Source organism: Polaribacter sp. SA4-12 (assembly GCF_002163675.1).
Classification (GTDB): domain Bacteria; phylum Bacteroidota; class Bacteroidia; order Flavobacteriales; family Flavobacteriaceae; genus Polaribacter.
Genome location: NZ_CP019334.1, coordinates 2,977,505 through 2,994,506, shown reverse-complemented (window position 1 = coordinate 2,994,506; position 17,002 = coordinate 2,977,505). Strand labels below are relative to the sequence as shown.

Sequence of the window (17,002 nt, the reverse complement as noted above, 5' to 3'; positions counted from 1 at the left end):
ATTCAAAAATACAAAAAAGAAGCTACATAAAATTTCTTGTATTTATCAAAATAGTAATTGGCTACCAAACAAGTTTAGCCCAGATTGAACGGTTTGTTTGAGCTCTTTTTTATTCTTTTTTTGGAATAAAAAAAGCGAGTAGTGAAAGCTGGAAATAGCTTCAAAAAAAAAAGAGAAGTATTTCTACTTCCCTTTTTATGATCTTTAAATTATGAGATTTCTCCGTAAAGTCGAAATGACAATTTTACAAAAATTATTAAACTATCCTTCGCAAGAAGCACATTCTTTCTTTTGTTTAAATTTCTGTGCAGCATTCATACTGTGTTGGTAATACATAGATTTTACACCTAATTTCCAAGCATTTACATACACTGCATTTACTTCTTTAATTGGCATATCTGGATGCACCATAATATTTATAGATTGTCCTTGATCTATATGATTTTGTCTATTTGCTGCTTGATAAACAATTACATTTTGATCTATTTCTGAATACGTTTTAAAAACATCTTTTTCGTGTTCTGATAAAATACTTAAATGCTGAACAGATCCATCATTATCTCTAATACTTTTCCAAATATCAGAAGTATTTTGTCCTTTTTCTTCCAATAATTGTTCTAATACTGGATTCTTAATCGTCGTTTTAATCTTCGCAATATCTTTTACATAAATATTAGACCAAATTGGCTCAATACCCTGAGATACTTGTCCTAAAATAAAAGCAGACGATGTAGTTGGTGCAACTGCATTTAATGTTGCATTACGTCTTCCATATCCTTTTAAAACAGCTGGTTCGCCATACATTTTTGCCATCTCTTCTGATGCTTTGTATGATTTTTCTTTAATTACTTTAAATATTTCACTGTTTAAAGCATAAGCTTCTGCGCTATCGAATCCAAGCATTTTAGATTGTAATAAAGAATGCCATCCTAAAGCACCTAAACCTAATGCTCTGTTTTCTTTTGCAAAATTATATGCTTTTTCCATAAAACGAAACGTAAACTGATCGTCTCTATCTTCTGAATCTTTATATACTTCTAATTTATTGATAAATTCTTGCATTACTGCATCTAAAAAGAAAGCCAATGTTTCTACAGCATCTGTATCTTTCCATTTGTCATAATGCACCAAGTTAATTGATGATAAACAACAAACAAAAGACCAATCTTCGTTAGAAGGTAACATTATTTCTGTACAAAGATTACTTGCATAAATTTCGTGGCCTTTGTCTTTATAAACATCTACCGTTCCGTTATTTGCATTGTCTCTAAAAAGAATATATGGATACCCGATTTCTCCTCTTCTTTGTAATACTTTTGCCCAAAGACCTCTTTTTTCTACATCACCATCAATCATTTCTTGCATCCATTGGTCACTTACCGTAACACCGTGCGTTAATTCTTGAATTGGATTTCCTTCTGTTCCTATTTCTAAAAACTCTTTAATATCTTGATGATCTATTGGTAAATATGGCGAAAAACGACCACGTCTTACAGAACCTTGACTTACAACATCAACCATTTTTTCAAACAATTGCATAATATGAACCGAACCAGATGATGAACCATTATTTTTAACATCGGCTCCTCTTTCTCGTAATTTACCAAAGTAACCAGATGTTCCTCCACCTAATTTAGACATCATACCAACTTCTGATTGTGAGAATAAAATATCTCCCATATCATCTGCAACGTGCGAACCAAAACAACTTATAGGTAAACCTCTCTTTTTACCAAAGTTAGACCAAACTGGCGATGCTAAAGAAAAATACCCAGCAGCCATATATTTGTAAAACTTATCAGAAAAACCATCAATCTTTAAAATACGTTCTGCATTATCTGCAATTTCACGTATTCTTTCTTCTGGTGTTGTATTTCCTGTTAAATACCCTGACTCTAAAAATTTACGGCTATTATCTGTTAACCATTCAATTTCTGGTTCATTATTGTTTTTAAGCATTTCTTTTCGAGCAGCATTTCTTGCTTTAATCATTTTTTCGTACTCAGTAAGTTCGGTCGTAGTGGTCTTTTGATCGTGTAGGTTCATAGTTTAAAATAAGTCGTCGCTAGTTATACTTTTAGTTCTTTTGCTATAGTTTATAGATCTCTTTACGAAGAAATCACCGTGTTTGGTTCCAATAATTTCATCATCAAACCAATCTGTTTTAGATAATAATGTTTCGTCTACATCAAATACTTTTGAGATACCAATACTCTCTAAAGAGTTATTAAATCTATTTTTTATGAATTCTTTAATTACATTTTTAGGTAAGAAATCTAATTCTCCTTTTTCAAAAATCCAATCAATTAGTTTACTTTCAGAAAGAAAAGCTTCTTTACAAGTTTCTTGTACTAATTTATTATGATCTTCATTAAACCAATCTGGATTTTCTTCTTTAATAATTTTAATAAGGTCTATACCAAAATCTCCATGAATTTGCTCTTCTTTAGAAGTAGCTTCTACAACATTAGAAATTCCTTTTAATACATTTTTATGCTTATTAAAAGCCATAATAATCAAAAACTGAGAAAATAAAGATACATGCTCTATAAATAGAGAAAATAAAATTATAGACTCTGAGAACTCTTGATTGTCTTCGCTATTTACGTTTTTTAAAGCTGCTTCTAAGTAACTAACACGTTTCATAATTACAGGCTTCTTCTTTAAGTTTTTAAACTCATTGTTTAACCCTAAAATTTCTAATAAGTGTGAATACGCATCATGATGACGAACTTCACTTTCTGCAAACGTAGCTCCAACAGAACCAATTTCTGGCTTTGGCATCTTTTTATAGATGTCTCCCCAGAAAGTTTTAACAGCAACTTCTATCTGAGAAATTGCTAACATTGTATTTTTTATCGCATTTTTTTCTACCTCAGTAAGAGATGTCTTAAAATCTTGAATATCGCTTGTGTAATTAAATTCTGTATGAATCCAATAAGAGTGTCTAATAGCATCTACATATTCTCCTAAAGCAGGATAATCATATGGTTTTAGATTTATTCTCTTTTCAAAAATATTAGGCTTTCTACTTCTTGTTTGTTCATCTCTATATAATATGTACGCCTTTGCAACATCATGAAAAGGACTATCCATTAATTTATACTCTACAATGTCTTGCACTTGCTCAACAGTTGGAGTATAACTAGGTTCATTTAACTTTCTTTCTAGTAAAGTTCCATTAACAATATTAGTTATAGCAATAGCGTCTTCTCTAGTACCATTATTAACACTTAGCATTGCTTTTTCAATTGCGTTAATAATTTTTTCTAACTCAAAAAGGGTAGTTTCAGAGTCTCTTTTTATAATCTGGGTAATTTTCACGGTAAATGGATGTTATTTGAAAGTTAGATAATCGCCAAGAACGACTTCTACAAAGATTGGTTTTTTTGTTCCAAAATGAAAGCCATACTTATTCACAAAACCCTTGAAGTTTTTAACAAATTAGTCCTTTTTGCAATTTAAAGGCCTAAAATTTGATTTTTTTAAGAATCTTACTATCAAGATAATATCAATTAAAAAACGCTACAACTACTATTTCTATTGACATTCTTAAACCACCGTAAACAAAGGGTTTTTTATCACAAAAAACCACCATAAACATTCATTTTTATGACATTTATTTTTATCAAAATTGATAAACAAAATTATTTAAAACAGTCTTTTTGTAAAACCAATTAATTATAACCTTATATTTGTACTATTATTAACATTTATATTATATTATTTTGAAAAAAGGAACAGTAAAATTCTTCAACGAATCTAAAGGATTTGGATTCGTAACAGAAGATGATTCAAACACAGAGTACTTTGTGCATGTATCAGGATTAATTGACGAAGTTAGAGAAGGTGACGCAGTAGAGTTCGACCTTAAAGAAGGTAGAAAAGGTTTAAATGCAGTAGACGTTAGAGTAATCTAATTCTATTCTTTTAAATTTTTTGAAAAGAACAAGTCGCTTAATTTTTTAAGCGGCTTTTTTTTGTCTTATTTTTACAGAAACATTTACCCTAAATGAAAAATAAATTCTCAAAAACTGTACAGATTGCTATTATATCTGTTTACTTAATTTTTTTAGCAGGTTCTGTTGTTAGAATGACAGGTTCTGGAATGGGTTGTCCCGATTGGCCAAAATGCTTTGGTTATTACATTCCACCAACTTCTGAAGAACAAATAACTTGGAAACCAAACTCAGAATTTAAAGAAGGTTTTATTATTATTAAAGATGAAACTTTATTTGTTGCAGAAAAAAACATTAAAACTTCTTCTGAATTCAACAAAAATAATTGGGCAAACTACACAAAACACGATTACGCTAAATTTAATAAATATCATAGTTGGACAGAATACATCAACAGATTATCTTCTGTTTTAGCTGGCTTTGTTTTCTTATTTCTAATTTATGGAGCAGCAAAATTTTGGAAAACCGATAAAAGGATTCCTTTTTTAGCTTTTACAGCATTCTTTTTAATGTTAGTTGAGGCTTGGTTAGGAAAAACGGTTGTAGACACTAATTTAAAACCTACAATTATTACCATTCACATGGTTATTGGCTTAGTAATAATTGCACTTTTACTACAACTAAAATTTAATCTTTCTGATAGAAAAAAAATATACAGATACAATGCTGTATTTAATAAACTACTAATTGTTTCTGTTGTATTTTCTTTGATTCAAATTGCAATGGGAACCCAAGTAAGACAATTTATAGATGAACAAGTAAAACAACTAGGTTTCGAAAACAAGAATTATAGTTTGATGGATCCAAGTTTTAAATTCTATTTTCATAGATCGTTTACAATTGCAATTGTATTGGTAAACTTAGGTTTATTTTACCTAAATCAAGTAAAAAACTTAGGTTACAAACTCGTAAATTGGATTGTTTTGTTAATCTTTATAGAAACGATTACAGGAATATTAATGTACTATGCAGAATTCCCTATAGGAACACAAGCTATACATTTATTGTCTGGTGCTATTTTATTTGGATTGCAGTTTTATCTGTGGTTGCAGAGTAAGAAGACGGTTAGTAATTAGTAATTACTAATTATCAAGAATAAAAAGGCTTAGACAAACTCAGTCTGACAATTGTTAAAAATTATCAACTTTAAACCTTTGTCGCTTTGTAACTCTAATACTAATTACGGATGTGCATTTACCCAAACTTCACCATCTGAAAAATATTCTTTTTTCCAGATAGGAACCGTTTCTTTTAAAGTATCAATTGCAAATTCGCATGCTTCAAAAGCAGCTTTTCTATGCTTGGACGAAACAGTAATTATAACAGGAATTTCACGAATCTGTAACATTCCTTCTGCGTGATGAATTGCAATTTTTTTGATATCGAACTTTTCTAAAATCAAATCTGCAATTTTTTGCATTTCTTTAATTGCCATCGGTTTGTAAGTAGAAAAATCTAACTGTGTAACTTCTTTTCCTTGTGTATCATTTCTAACAGTACCAATAAAAGCCGAAATTCCACCACAAGAATCATCTTCTACAAAACGGTAGCATTCTTGTAAATCTAATTTTTCTGAAGTTATTTTTATTGAAGTTCTTATCATTCCTTGAGATACTGAAACATTTATTCTGAATTTAGTTCAGGAAGTTCAGTACTAAGGCAAAAATAGTAAAACAAAGTTGTATTTTTGCAAATCAAAACTTTGAAAAATAGTAAGTATGAAAAATATATTTAGAATTGTAAGCATATTAGAAGGAGTATCTTACTTATTATTACTTTTTATTGCAACTCCAATGAAACATTTTCAAGGTGATGCTTCTTATGTAAAGATGTTAGGAATGCCTCATGGAATCCTTTTTATGCTATATGTTGTTTTGGCTTTTATGCTTAAAAAAGAAATGAATTGGGATAATAAAACTCTCGGAATTGTTCTACTTGCTTCTATTTTACCTTTTGGTACTTTTTATATTGATAAGAAGTATTTAAGATAATCTTCATTAAAAGAAGTTGACCACATAGACACATAGAAAACATAGTTTTGTGAGTAAGAGTGTTTCTTCCCTTTGGGAAGATTAAGATGGGCTTTTTTCACCCTCCACTTACAGGAGGAATAATGGCAACTACATCATTCTCTTTTAAAACTAATTCATCAGTTGCATAACTTTCGTTTACAGCAATTGCATAAGAATCGATGTTTTCTAGTTGAGGATATTCTTCTTTCAATAAACTCTTAAAACTTACAACAGTTATACCTTCAACAACTTCTAAATCTAAATTTGAAGTTCCTATTAAATCTGTTGTAATTCCGAAAAGTAATATTTGAATTTTCATACTTCAAAATTAATTAAAACATACTTAATCTAAACAACAAACCATCGTTTTTAATTCCTCCATAGTTAGAACGAACATAATCTATTCGTAAAAAACGCCATTTCCCAAAACCGATGTTATCTAAACCTACAGAATACTCTGTATACGGATTTTTACCAGCCATAAATAAAGTTTTTGCACCTCCCACTAAATGGAAATTCAATTTATTTATCAACGGAATTTTACCCAAAATTGCTCCTTTAAAATTATGTTCTACGTGTGCTTCTGCATATTTATCATTTGTATAAAACTTATAATACTCTAACAAACCAAAACTATTCAATTTACCATCTAAAGGAAACCTAAGCTGATTTCCATTTGCTTGTAATTTATCCATAAAAGCAAGATATTTCTTCTTAACAAATATTCCTCCTCTTATATTATATGAGAAATTTCCATAATTACCTGCACTAATATCTTGTCTTAAATTTGCAGTAAATAAATCTGAATTATACTCAGAATTTGACGCTCCAAAAGTTTTTCTATAATTTACATTTAATGATGGATATTTATCATTTCCGATATTTTCTTTTCTATCAGGGTAAGACAAATATTTTTGATTAAAGATAAAAGTTGCTCCAACATTTAATGTTGCTATTTTATGCTCTGTAAAAGCTGCATTTGTAAAATCTGTTGGGTCTAATGGATTATTAGAAGTATAAGGTTCGTTTTTACTTTGACGAGCAAAGGAATAATCAGTTGTATTAAACAGTGGTTTTCTATTTGCATACTCTAAAGATGAAGAAAAATAAACTCCGTTTTTAATTTCTTCTGAATAACTAATTCTACCAAATTCCTTTTCATATATTTTTAAATAATCATTTCTATAAAACAAAGAACTAATGGCATTATTTAATCTCATAATAGGATTTCTATCATTAAATTGAGGTGTTGTAATACCTCCAGAAATTGTCATTCTAGGTTTAGAAAGGTTATTCCATTTTTTACTAAAAAAGAACGTTGGTCTTAAGCGTTTATCAGATAAACCATAATTTGCTTTTATTCCTGCATTCCACCATTTCCCTGTTTTATTTTGTTGATTAAAGTAGCTAAAACCTAAAGAAGTATTAAACCCTTGAACCGTATTAAAACCTAAATCACTTATTAAACCATTGTAAGATAGAGACCACTTTTCGTAAGAATTTCGATATGTATATCCTGTTATTGGCGAAAGTAAATTAAATTCATTTTGCTTTTTATTTACAGAGTCTAAATACTTCTTAGACTTACGAACAACCTTAATACTATCTTTAATTTGATAATCTTTAACCTCCTCTATCGTTAAAGGCACTGGTCTTAACTTATTCCAATAAAGAGAATCTTTTTTTGTAGCCTCTTTCTCAAAAGTTAATACTTCATTTGTAAATGTATTTTCTTCATATACAGGTTTAAAATTATAATCTGAATATGCGTAAGAAAATTTTCCACTAGGTTTAAAACCAAAAACAGAAATATCGAAATCTATTGTCTGACTGATTAAAACCCACGCATCTATTTCTTCTGAATAATTGTAACCTTGTTTTAGTTTTAGTAAATTTACAACAGGAATGTTCACTTGCGCTCCTGTTGCAACAATATCTGCACCGTACAAAGCCCAATCATCTTCTACAACATAAATAAAACCATCAAAAACTCGATCGTTTTTTCGCTTAGGAATCAATTTTATTTTGTTGATTAATTTTCCGTTTTTATCATAAAAAGTCCCTTCTAACTTAAATCGATAATAACTAAATGCATTTGTAGAAATTGGAGAAACCAAATTATTAAAAACTTCTACACTATTATCATACAAATTAATATTAGACTCTTCTGCCCTATTAAAACTGATACCGTTGTCTTGCCCAGAAACTTTAGATGCAACTATTCTCTCTTTAAAATTCTTCGGCTTTTTTTGAAAACTAATATCAGACACCGTTTCAGACAGATAAATAATTCCTGTTCTTGTCGAATCTAAACCACCTCCAAAATCTCCAGTAGTTTGCCCAAAGAACTTCTCTGGTGCATCTTTAATTTTCATTAATCCTCTAGAATAAAACTTAGCTGTGTAATTAGAATACTTATCTGTATTCTTCTCTTTATTTGCAATTACATTTCTAATAATTCTATTAGCAGGATTATCTTTTGTAGAGATAGAAATTTCATCTAACTGTACATTTTCTTCTTCTAATTCTACATTTAATTCAAAAGGAAAAGAGGTAATATTTACTTCCTTTTTTAGTGTTTTATAACCTAATATTTGATAAATAATGATGCTTTTTCCTCTTTTAGAGATATTTAAAACATAATCTCCATTATCATTAGAAGTAGTTCCTGTAACCGTTTTATCTAAATAAATACTAACAAAAGACAAAGGCTCTCCTTTTTTATCAGTAATCTTCCCTTTTACCTGTCCAATAATTGTTGACGTAATAAAAAGTAACAGTAGAAAAGTAATTTTTTGCATAGTCTAGGTTTAGTTAATAGACGCAAACATAAAGTTTATGTTACAAGAAAATGTTTAACTTTTGTTAAACCAAGTATAATTTTTTCTTAATTTTAATGGACTTGTTTTTAATTCTTTATACAATAATTAGCTTTTAGTAGAGTCCCTTTTTATAAGTTCTGTTTCTAAAACCAATTCTTTATAGGTAATTGTTTTCTTTTGCTTTCTCGCTTTTATTTCTTTATATAATAATTTAAAAGCGTTTTTACCCATTTCAAAACCTGGCTGATTAATTGTTGTTAAAGAAGGTGAAATTACAGAAGACATAAACCAGTTACTAAAACCAACAATACTAATATCTTCTGGTACTTTAACACCCAGTTTAGCAAATTCCGTCATTGCACCAATAGCAACTAAATCTGTATTTATAAAAATACCATCAACATCTTTATGGTCTTTTAATAGTTGTCTTGCATTTTCCTTTCCTTCCTCAAAACTCATATCTCCACACTGATTAACGTATACTAAAGAAGGGTCGTACTCTAAATTATTATCTAATAAAGCTTTCTTATAGCCAAGAAATCTATCTATAGAATTTTGAGGCAACAAAGCCCCTCTAAAATGAGCAATTCGTTTACAACCAATATCAATTAAATGTTTCGTTGCTATATACGCAGCCTTTCTATCATCAATAATAACCTTAGAACACTTTACCACTTTGGCAATTTTATCAAACATTACTAAAGGAGTTTCCTGTTCAATAATTTCTGTTAAGTGCTTAAAATCTCCTGTTCCGTTAGCTAAAGAAATTAAAATTCCATCTACTCTTTTACTAAGTAATAAATCTATTTGCTTTTTTTCTAACTCGTAAGATTCATCAGACTGAAGAATAATTACCAGATATCCTTTTTTTTCTGCTTGAGAAATAATTCCTTTAATAACACTAGAAAAAAAGTGATGCACAATTACAGGTATAATTAAACCTATAATTTTAGATTCTTTAGTTCTTAAATTAACGGCAAAAGAATTTGGTTTATAGTTTAATAAAGAAGCCGTTTCTCTCACCAACTTTCTTGTTTTTTTACTTACATCTGGGTAATCTTTTAATGCTTTTGATACGGTTGTTATAGAAATACCTAGCTGTTCTGCAATTTGTTTTAGTGTTACCAAAATATAATTGTTTATTTTTTAGAGTAAATATATGCTTTATTACCTTATAAATATAGTAAATTACCTCAATCGAAAACGTTTTCGTTAAATCGAAAACGTTTTCGATTTAAGAATTTGATAAAATTATACTTAATAAATTTAATTTTACTCAATATACAATTAACTATTTATTAAATTCACAATTACAATGAAAAAACAAATACAATTAAAAAGACTGTTTTTAATGCTGTTGGTATTTACATCTTCAGCCTTACTAGCACAATCTACTATTTCTGGATCTGTAAAAGACCAAAATGGTGAAATGATTCCAGGAGTTAACATTATACTTAAAGGTACAATGTTAGGAACAACAACAGATTTCGATGGAAATTACGAAATTAAGAATGTAGAAAACGGAACTTATAGTTTAACAGCTTCTTACATTGGCTTCGATAACTATACTAAAGAGGTTATTGTAAACTCTTCTAAAGTAACTTTAAATATTGTTATTAAAGAAAATGCCCAATCTTTAGATGAAATTATAGTAACAGGAGTTGTAAATCCTAAATCTAAATTAGAATCTAGTGTTTCTATTTCTACTATTGGACTTAAACAAATAGAACAAGCTTCTCCAAGAACAACTGGTGAAATTTTTAGAAACATTCCTGGTATTCGTGCAGAATCTTCTGCAGGTGAAGGAAATTCTAACTTTAACGTACGTGGTGTACCAGTTTCTTCTGGTGGATCTAGATATTTACAATTACAAGAAGATGGTTTACCTTTAAATTTATTTGGAGATACTTCTTTTGGTAATTCAGATAACTGGTTAAGAGCAGATAGAAATGTTGCAAGAGTAGAAGCTATTAGAGGTGGTTCTGCATCTACGCAAACATCTAATGGTCCTGCAGGGATTATCAATTTAATTAGCAAAACAGGAAGCACAGAAGGTGGTTCTGTAGCTACAACAATGGGATTAGATTACAATACAAATAGAGTGGATTTTGAATACGGAACTCCTCTAGAAAATGGTTTATCTTACCATATTGGTGGATTTATGAGAACTGGAGAAGGCCCAAGAGCTACTGGTTTTAATGCTAATAAAGGTGGACAAATAAAAGCAAACATTACAAAAAGATTTAAATCTGGTTACATTCGTACTTATTTAAAGTTTTTAAATGATAAAACGGCAATGTATATGCCAATGCCAATGCTATTATCTGGTACAGATGCAAACCCAACTTACGGTAACTTACCTGGTTTTGATATTACTACAGATGCTTTACAATCTAAATATTTACAAGAAAGTTCTGGTCCAACTAGTAGTGATAGAAACAGAGCTTCTAGAGATATTAGAGACGGGAACAATGCAATATCTAAATCTGTAGGTGTAGAGTTTTCTTTTGATCTTGGTGATGGATGGAAAGTTAGAAACAATGGTAGAGTATCTTTAAATAACGGTGCATTTATTGCTCCTTTCTCTGCAGGTTTTGGTGAAACTGATAGCTTTGTTGCAGGTCTTCCAATTCCTCAACCAGCAACTTTAAGTTATGCTGATAATGGTGATGCTTACAATCCTTCAAATGGTTTAATTCAAAATATTCACGTATTTGATACTACAATAGACGATTTAAGTAATGTAATTAACGATTTAAAAGTTAGTAAAAAAATTAATGATAACGTATCTGTTACGGCTGGTTATTTTACTGCAACTCAAAACACAAAAATATCTTGGCAATGGAATTCTTTCTTACAAGAAGTTAAAGGTGGTGGAGATGCAAGATTAGTAGATGTAGATGGTTTATCTAGAGGTGGTCAATATGCATACGGAACACCTGTTTGGGGTAACTGTTGTCAACGTAAATACAATACACAACATACAGTTAACGCTCCTTACATTGCAATAGATGCAGATTTAAGTGAAAAATTAAACTTTTCTGGTAGTATTCGTCGTGATAATGTAAGAGTAGATGGAACTATTGCTTTAGGAAATGAAACAGGCGAGTTTGATGTAAACAGCAATAATATTATTGAACCAATTGAAATGGCTGTACCAATTGTACAACCAAATCAAAATCAAATTATTTCTGATAAATATAGTTACACATCATATTCTGCAGGTTTAAACTACAAAATGAATGATGACTCTGCTGTTTTTGGTAGAATAAGTTCTGGTGCTTCTGGAAGAGCTGCAGATAGAAATGGTTATAATACTGATGGAACTGCTGATGTACAGTATGATCAAGTTTCTCAATTTGAAGTTGGGTATAAAAGACGTTTCGAAAAAGGGAGTCTTAACGTTACTGGTTTTTCTTCTATTACAGATGAAGCTGCAGGTTTTGAGCTTCAAAAAACAGTAGGTAGTAAATATACTGCAACTGGTTTAGAAGTAGAAAGTGCTTTTGTTTTTGGTGACCTATCAATAAACGGATCAGCAACATATACAAATGCTAAAATTAAAGAAGATAGAGGTGGTAATGGAGCTAACGATGGTAATAAACCTAGAAGACAAGCAGATTTACTTTACAGCATTGCTCCTACTTACAATTTTGGTGTAGAAAAACAACATTTACTAGGATTTACAGTCTTAGGAACTACAGAATCTTATGCTACAGATACAAATGATTTAGTACAGCCAGGTTACGCTTATATTAACTTCTTAGGAAGAGTAGGACTTACGAAAGGCTTATCATTATCTTTAAACATAAACAACCTTTTTGATACAGTTGGTATTACAGAAGTTGAAGGTCAAGATGGTATGGCAATGAATGGAACAGATCGTTATGTAAGAGCAAGATCAATTACTGGTCGTTCTTCATCTTTATCATTACAGTACAGTTTTTAAAGTTGATTAATTATTAATTGAAGTTTGAATTATTGAATAGAGCCAATATTATTTTCTATTGGCTCTTTCTTTTTCTAATTTGATTTCATTAGTTTAAAAAACCTATTATGTTTAAAAAACCCAATTTAAGTTTTTGGCAAATCTTTAATATGAATGTTGGATTCTTAGGAATTCAATTCAGTTTTGGATTACAACAAACGGCAGTAAATCCTATATTTTCATTTTTAGGAGCTCATCACGAAGACTTACCTCTGTTAAATCTAGCAGGTCCAGTTACAGGTTTAATTATTCAACCTATAATCGGAGCTATTTCAGATAAAACATGGTCTCCTCGTTGGGGAAGAAGAAAACCGTTTTTTCTAATTGGGGCATTAATAGGAAGTTTATGTTTATTTGCTTTTCCTTACAGTCCATCCTTATGGTTTGCAGTTGGTTTACTATGGATTCTTGATGTTGGAAACAACATGGCAATGGAACCTTATCGTGCTTTTGTAGGTGATAAATTACCAAACAAACAATTAAGTTTTGGTTACCAAATGCAAAGTTTATTTGTTGGTGCTGGTATTGTTTTGGCAAATGCTTCCATTTTCCTTTTTCAAGATTGGTTTGGAGGAGAAGAAACAGCAAGCGAAACAGTAACATCTATTCCACAATGGTTGTATTATTCATTCTTTATTGGAGCAGTATTATCAATTGCCACAATACTTTGGTCTGTTTTAAAAACCCCAGAAATACCTCCTTCTGATAAAGAATTAGAAGAAATTAAAAAACACAATGCATTACCCTTTGTAGAGAGAATAAAAACTCCTTTTACAGAAATTGTTCAGGCAATAAAAGACATGCCTAAATTTATGTGGAAATTATCTGCTGTTTATTTATTTCAGTGGTATGCTTTATTTATCTACTGGCAATTTATTTCTCCAATGTTTGAAGAAAGCCTGGGCTTTAACAAGTCTGAAGCTTTAAGTCAAGCTGCAAAAATGAATACAACCTACAATATTTCAACTATTGTTTTTGCATTAGCATTAGTCCCATTTGCATTAAAGTGGGGAGGAAAAAAAGTATATATATTAAGTCTATTTTTTACAGGAATAGCAATGCTTAGCATCCCTTTTATACAAGATCCAGTACTAGTTCTTTTACCAATGATTTTATTTGGTATTGGTTGGGCTGCAATGATGGGAATTCCATATTCTATGGTTTCAAAGATTGTACCTCAAGAAAGACGAGGCGTTTATATGGGAATCTTAAATATGATGATTGTAATTCCTATGGGAATTCAAACTGTAACTTTTGGACCAATAGTAAAAAACCTATTAGATAACAGTGCTGTTAATGCAATATTATTAGGTGGTGTATTTTTTGTTATTGCAGGTTTTTTAGCATTCAGACTAAAAGAACCAAAACCTATTGTTGAATAAAAATAAATCTATCAGTTAGTTTAAAATAGATTTATTAAGAAAGAAAAATAATTTTGAAAAATAATATTAGAAATATAGACATCTTATGTGTGGGTGAAGTTTTAATTGACTTTATCGGGCATCAAAATGATGTACTCATAAACGAAACTAGAGATTATCACAGATATTTAGGTGGTTCTCCTGCTAATGTTGCCATGAATTGTAAAAGGTTAGGATTAAATTCAACCATGGTTTCTGCTGTAGGTAATGATGGTTTTGGAGAGTACATTTTTAAAAGATTAGAAGAAGTTGGAATTAATCCAGAAAACATCAAAAAATTAGATAATAAGTCTACAAGTGTCATTTTTGTATCAAAATCTAACGGAACACCAGATTTTATTCCTTACAGAGATGCAGATTGCTCAATTTCTGAAGATCAAATTACTGATGAAATGCTTTCTCAAACAAAAATTTATCATACAACTTGTTTTGCTTTAAGTAAAAAACCAGCACAAACTACCATCTTAAACAAAGCTGAAGAGGCTTTTAAAAAAGGCTGTAAATTAAGTGTCGATTTAAATTACGCTAAAGAATTATGGAACAGTAAAGAAGAGGCTTTAGATGTTATTAAAACGTATTGTAAATTTAATCCTTTAATAAAAATTAGTGAAGATGATATGTTAAGGCTTTTCGAAAAAGAATTACCACATCAAGAAATATTTAATTTCTTTCATAATTTAGGAGTAGAAACAGTTTGTTTAACCTTGGGAAGTAAAGGTGTGAAGCTTTCTCAATTAAATAAAGAAATCATTCATTTACCAGCAATAAAAATAGAAAACGTAATGGATACAACAGGAGCAGGAGATGCTTTTTGGTCTGGTTTTCTATTCGCTTATATTAAAGAAAAACCAATACAAGATTGTTTACAAGTAGCTTTAAAATTAGCTGCTTTAAAACTTCAAAACGTAGGTAGATTACCTGATAACATTAATATTTTATCTAAACTTTTATAAGTTACTAAACAACATCCTTCTTATGATAAAAGAAAACAGCAACATTATTTCTAACGGAGTAATGCTAAACGCTTACCCAGATAGTATTGGTCATAAATTAAGTGACACTGTAAATATGCTTCAAAACGAAGCCTTTAAAGATGTGTTTTCTTTATTTTATGTATTGCCAACTTTTTTTAATAGCGATTTAGACAGAGGTTTTTCTGTAATAGATTATAATTTAAATGAAGAATTAGTTTCTAAGTCAGATTTAAAAGCATTAGAAAATTTAAATATTGAATTAAAATTTGATATTGTTCTAAATCATTTATCTGTTAATTCTCCTCAATTTAAAGATTTATTAAAGAATGGAGAAAACTCTAAATACAAAGATTTTTTTATCAACTGGAATACTTTTTGGAAGGAAAGTGGAACCTTAAATAAAGAAGGAATTGTTATACCGAAAGAAGAATTTCTTAATAAATTATTTATGAGAAAATCTGGACTTCCAATTTTAAAAGTTCCTTTTCCAGATGGCAAAGAAAAACCTTATTGGAATACTTTTTATCAAGAAATAAATCAACAAGAAATTGATGTAGAAGATTTAAAAAGCATCAAAAACATTAGTAATTTGGATGCTCATTTAATTTGTGATAAAGTAATTTTTACAATTATAAACAACATTGATTTAGCAACTTTTAATTTTAAAGCATTTGAAAAACACAAAAAAGAAATTCTTGAAATTGTTTATAAAAAAAGAACTTTTTTAGGCCAAATGGATGTAAATGCCAAGTCTGAATTGGTTTGGGATTTTTATGAAGAAACTTTGGCAAAAGTAAAAAGCTTTGGTTGTAAAATTTTACGCTTAGATGCTTTTGCTTATTTGCATAAAGAAATTGGGCAAACTAATTTCTTCAACAAACCAGGAACTTGGAATTATTTAGATAGAATTAATGAAATTGCGAAGAAAAACGATTTAATTCTTTTGCCAGAAATCCATGCAGAATACGGTATAAACCTACATGATGAAGTTGCAAAAGAAGGTTATCAAATTTATGACTTTTTCTTACCAGGATTAATGATTCATACGCTTGAAACATCATCTAATAAAGCAATTGTTACTTGGGCTAAAGAAATTATATCCAAAGGTTATAAAACAGTAAATATGTTGGGTTGCCACGATGGAATTCCTGTATTAGATTTAAAAGGAAAAGAAGTTAACGGAACTTATAACAAAGGTTTGTTAGAAGATGCTGAAATAGAATCTGTAATGAATACTATTATAGAACGAGGTGGTAGAGTAAAAAATTTATACGATCCTTCAGGAAAGAAAATTTCTTATTACCAAGTTAACGCTACTTTTTTCAGTGCTTTAGGCGAAGATGAAAAAAAACTATTATTAGCAAGAGCCATTCAAATGTTTATGCCTGGAATTCCTCAAGTTTGGTATTTAGATATTTTTGCTGGTAAAAATAATTATGAAGCTGCAGACAAAGGCGGAAGTGGTGGACACAAAGAAATTAATAGAACTACATTAACAAATAAAGATATTGAAGAAGGTCTAAAAACAGCTATTGTTTTAAATCAGCTTAAAATAATGCGATTAAGAAATACATCTAAAGCATTTTTAGGTAACATTAAGATTAACACTTCTAATGAAAACGAACTAGATATTATCTGGGAAAACGGTAATGAATTTGCACAATTGAAAGCAAATCTTACTACTTATACTTTGGCAATAACTTTTTCAGAAAATGAAATAACTAAAAAAATGACTTTCTAAACACTGCTTCAACAGATTATTCTTTGTTTATTTAATTTACTCTTTCAATGAAAATCATATATTTGTAAGTTAAACAAGCAAACAA

13 protein-coding genes are annotated in these 17,002 nt (G+C 29.6%); 7 read left to right on the top strand and 6 right to left on the bottom strand.

Features of this window, described 5'->3' with window-relative positions:
* Positions 1-261: 261 nt before the first annotated feature.
* Together BTO07_RS13025 and BTO07_RS13020 are read right to left on the bottom strand one after the other, a co-directional pair.
* Positions 262-1,992: a ribonucleoside-diphosphate reductase subunit alpha gene (locus tag BTO07_RS13025; RefSeq protein ID WP_442956793.1), complete on the bottom strand. Its 1,731-nt coding sequence runs from the start codon at positions 1,990-1,992 to the stop codon at positions 262-264.
* A 57-nt stretch (positions 1,993-2,049) separates the two neighbouring features.
* Positions 2,050-3,324 (bottom strand): ribonucleotide-diphosphate reductase subunit beta, encoded by a 1,275-nt coding sequence (locus BTO07_RS13020; RefSeq protein WP_087521646.1) that lies wholly within the window; start codon positions 3,322-3,324, stop codon positions 2,050-2,052.
* A 404-nt stretch (positions 3,325-3,728) separates the two neighbouring features.
* Here BTO07_RS13020 and BTO07_RS13015 point away from each other — a divergent pair, with 404 nt between their 5' ends.
* Both BTO07_RS13015 and BTO07_RS13010 read left to right on the top strand, forming a co-directional pair.
* Complete coding sequence (locus BTO07_RS13015; protein ID WP_087521645.1) at positions 3,729-3,920, top strand: cold-shock protein; 192 nt, start codon at positions 3,729-3,731, stop codon at positions 3,918-3,920.
* A 92-nt stretch (positions 3,921-4,012) separates the two neighbouring features.
* Positions 4,013-5,035 carry a COX15/CtaA family protein gene (locus tag BTO07_RS13010; protein WP_087521644.1) on the top strand — a complete coding sequence of 341 codons (1,023 nt, stop codon included), beginning with the start codon at positions 4,013-4,015 and terminating at the stop codon, positions 5,033-5,035.
* 104 nt (positions 5,036-5,139) lie between these two features.
* On the opposite strand, the gene BTO07_RS13005 is transcribed toward BTO07_RS13010, so the two are convergent.
* Entirely contained in the window at positions 5,140-5,562 is a 423-nt protein-coding gene (locus BTO07_RS13005; RefSeq protein ID WP_087521643.1) for a molybdenum cofactor biosynthesis protein MoaE, read from the bottom strand.
* A 115-nt stretch (positions 5,563-5,677) separates the two neighbouring features.
* Between BTO07_RS13005 and BTO07_RS13000 the strand changes: the two genes are divergently transcribed.
* On the top strand, positions 5,678-5,950 hold the full coding sequence (locus tag BTO07_RS13000; protein WP_087521642.1) for a DUF3817 domain-containing protein: 273 nt from the start codon (positions 5,678-5,680) through the stop codon (positions 5,948-5,950).
* Between the two features lie 97 nt (positions 5,951-6,047).
* Here the strand turns inward: BTO07_RS13000 and BTO07_RS12995 are convergent, their stop codons facing one another.
* From BTO07_RS12995 to BTO07_RS12985, 3 genes are all read right to left on the bottom strand, one after another.
* A complete protein-coding gene (locus BTO07_RS12995; RefSeq protein ID WP_087521641.1) occupies positions 6,048-6,290 on the bottom strand; it encodes a MoaD/ThiS family protein in 243 nt (80 codons plus the stop codon).
* Between the two features lie 13 nt (positions 6,291-6,303).
* Positions 6,304-8,772 (bottom strand): DUF5686 family protein, encoded by a 2,469-nt coding sequence (locus tag BTO07_RS12990; RefSeq protein WP_087521640.1) that lies wholly within the window; start codon positions 8,770-8,772, stop codon positions 6,304-6,306.
* Positions 8,773-8,898: 126 nt separating this feature from the next.
* Positions 8,899-9,924, bottom strand: coding sequence for a LacI family DNA-binding transcriptional regulator (locus tag BTO07_RS12985; RefSeq protein WP_087521639.1), 1,026 nt, complete (start codon positions 9,922-9,924; stop codon positions 8,899-8,901).
* A 184-nt stretch (positions 9,925-10,108) separates the two neighbouring features.
* On the opposite strand from BTO07_RS12985, the gene BTO07_RS12980 reads away from it, so the two are divergent.
* The 4 genes from BTO07_RS12980 to BTO07_RS12965 all read left to right on the top strand — a co-directional run bounded on the left by BTO07_RS12980 (position 10,109) and on the right by BTO07_RS12965 (position 16,917).
* On the top strand, positions 10,109-12,742 hold the full coding sequence (locus tag BTO07_RS12980; RefSeq protein WP_087521638.1) for a TonB-dependent receptor: 2,634 nt from the start codon (positions 10,109-10,111) through the stop codon (positions 12,740-12,742).
* 107 nt (positions 12,743-12,849) lie between these two features.
* Positions 12,850-14,163: an MFS transporter gene (locus BTO07_RS12975; RefSeq protein ID WP_442956792.1), complete on the top strand. Its 1,314-nt coding sequence runs from the start codon at positions 12,850-12,852 to the stop codon at positions 14,161-14,163.
* A gap of 53 nt (positions 14,164-14,216) precedes the next feature.
* On the top strand, positions 14,217-15,155 hold the full coding sequence (locus BTO07_RS12970; protein WP_232457032.1) for a carbohydrate kinase family protein: 939 nt from the start codon (positions 14,217-14,219) through the stop codon (positions 15,153-15,155).
* Between the two features lie 22 nt (positions 15,156-15,177).
* On the top strand, positions 15,178-16,917 hold the full coding sequence (locus BTO07_RS12965; RefSeq protein WP_087521636.1) for a glycosidase: 1,740 nt from the start codon (positions 15,178-15,180) through the stop codon (positions 16,915-16,917).
* Positions 16,918-17,002: the final 85 nt, after the last annotated feature.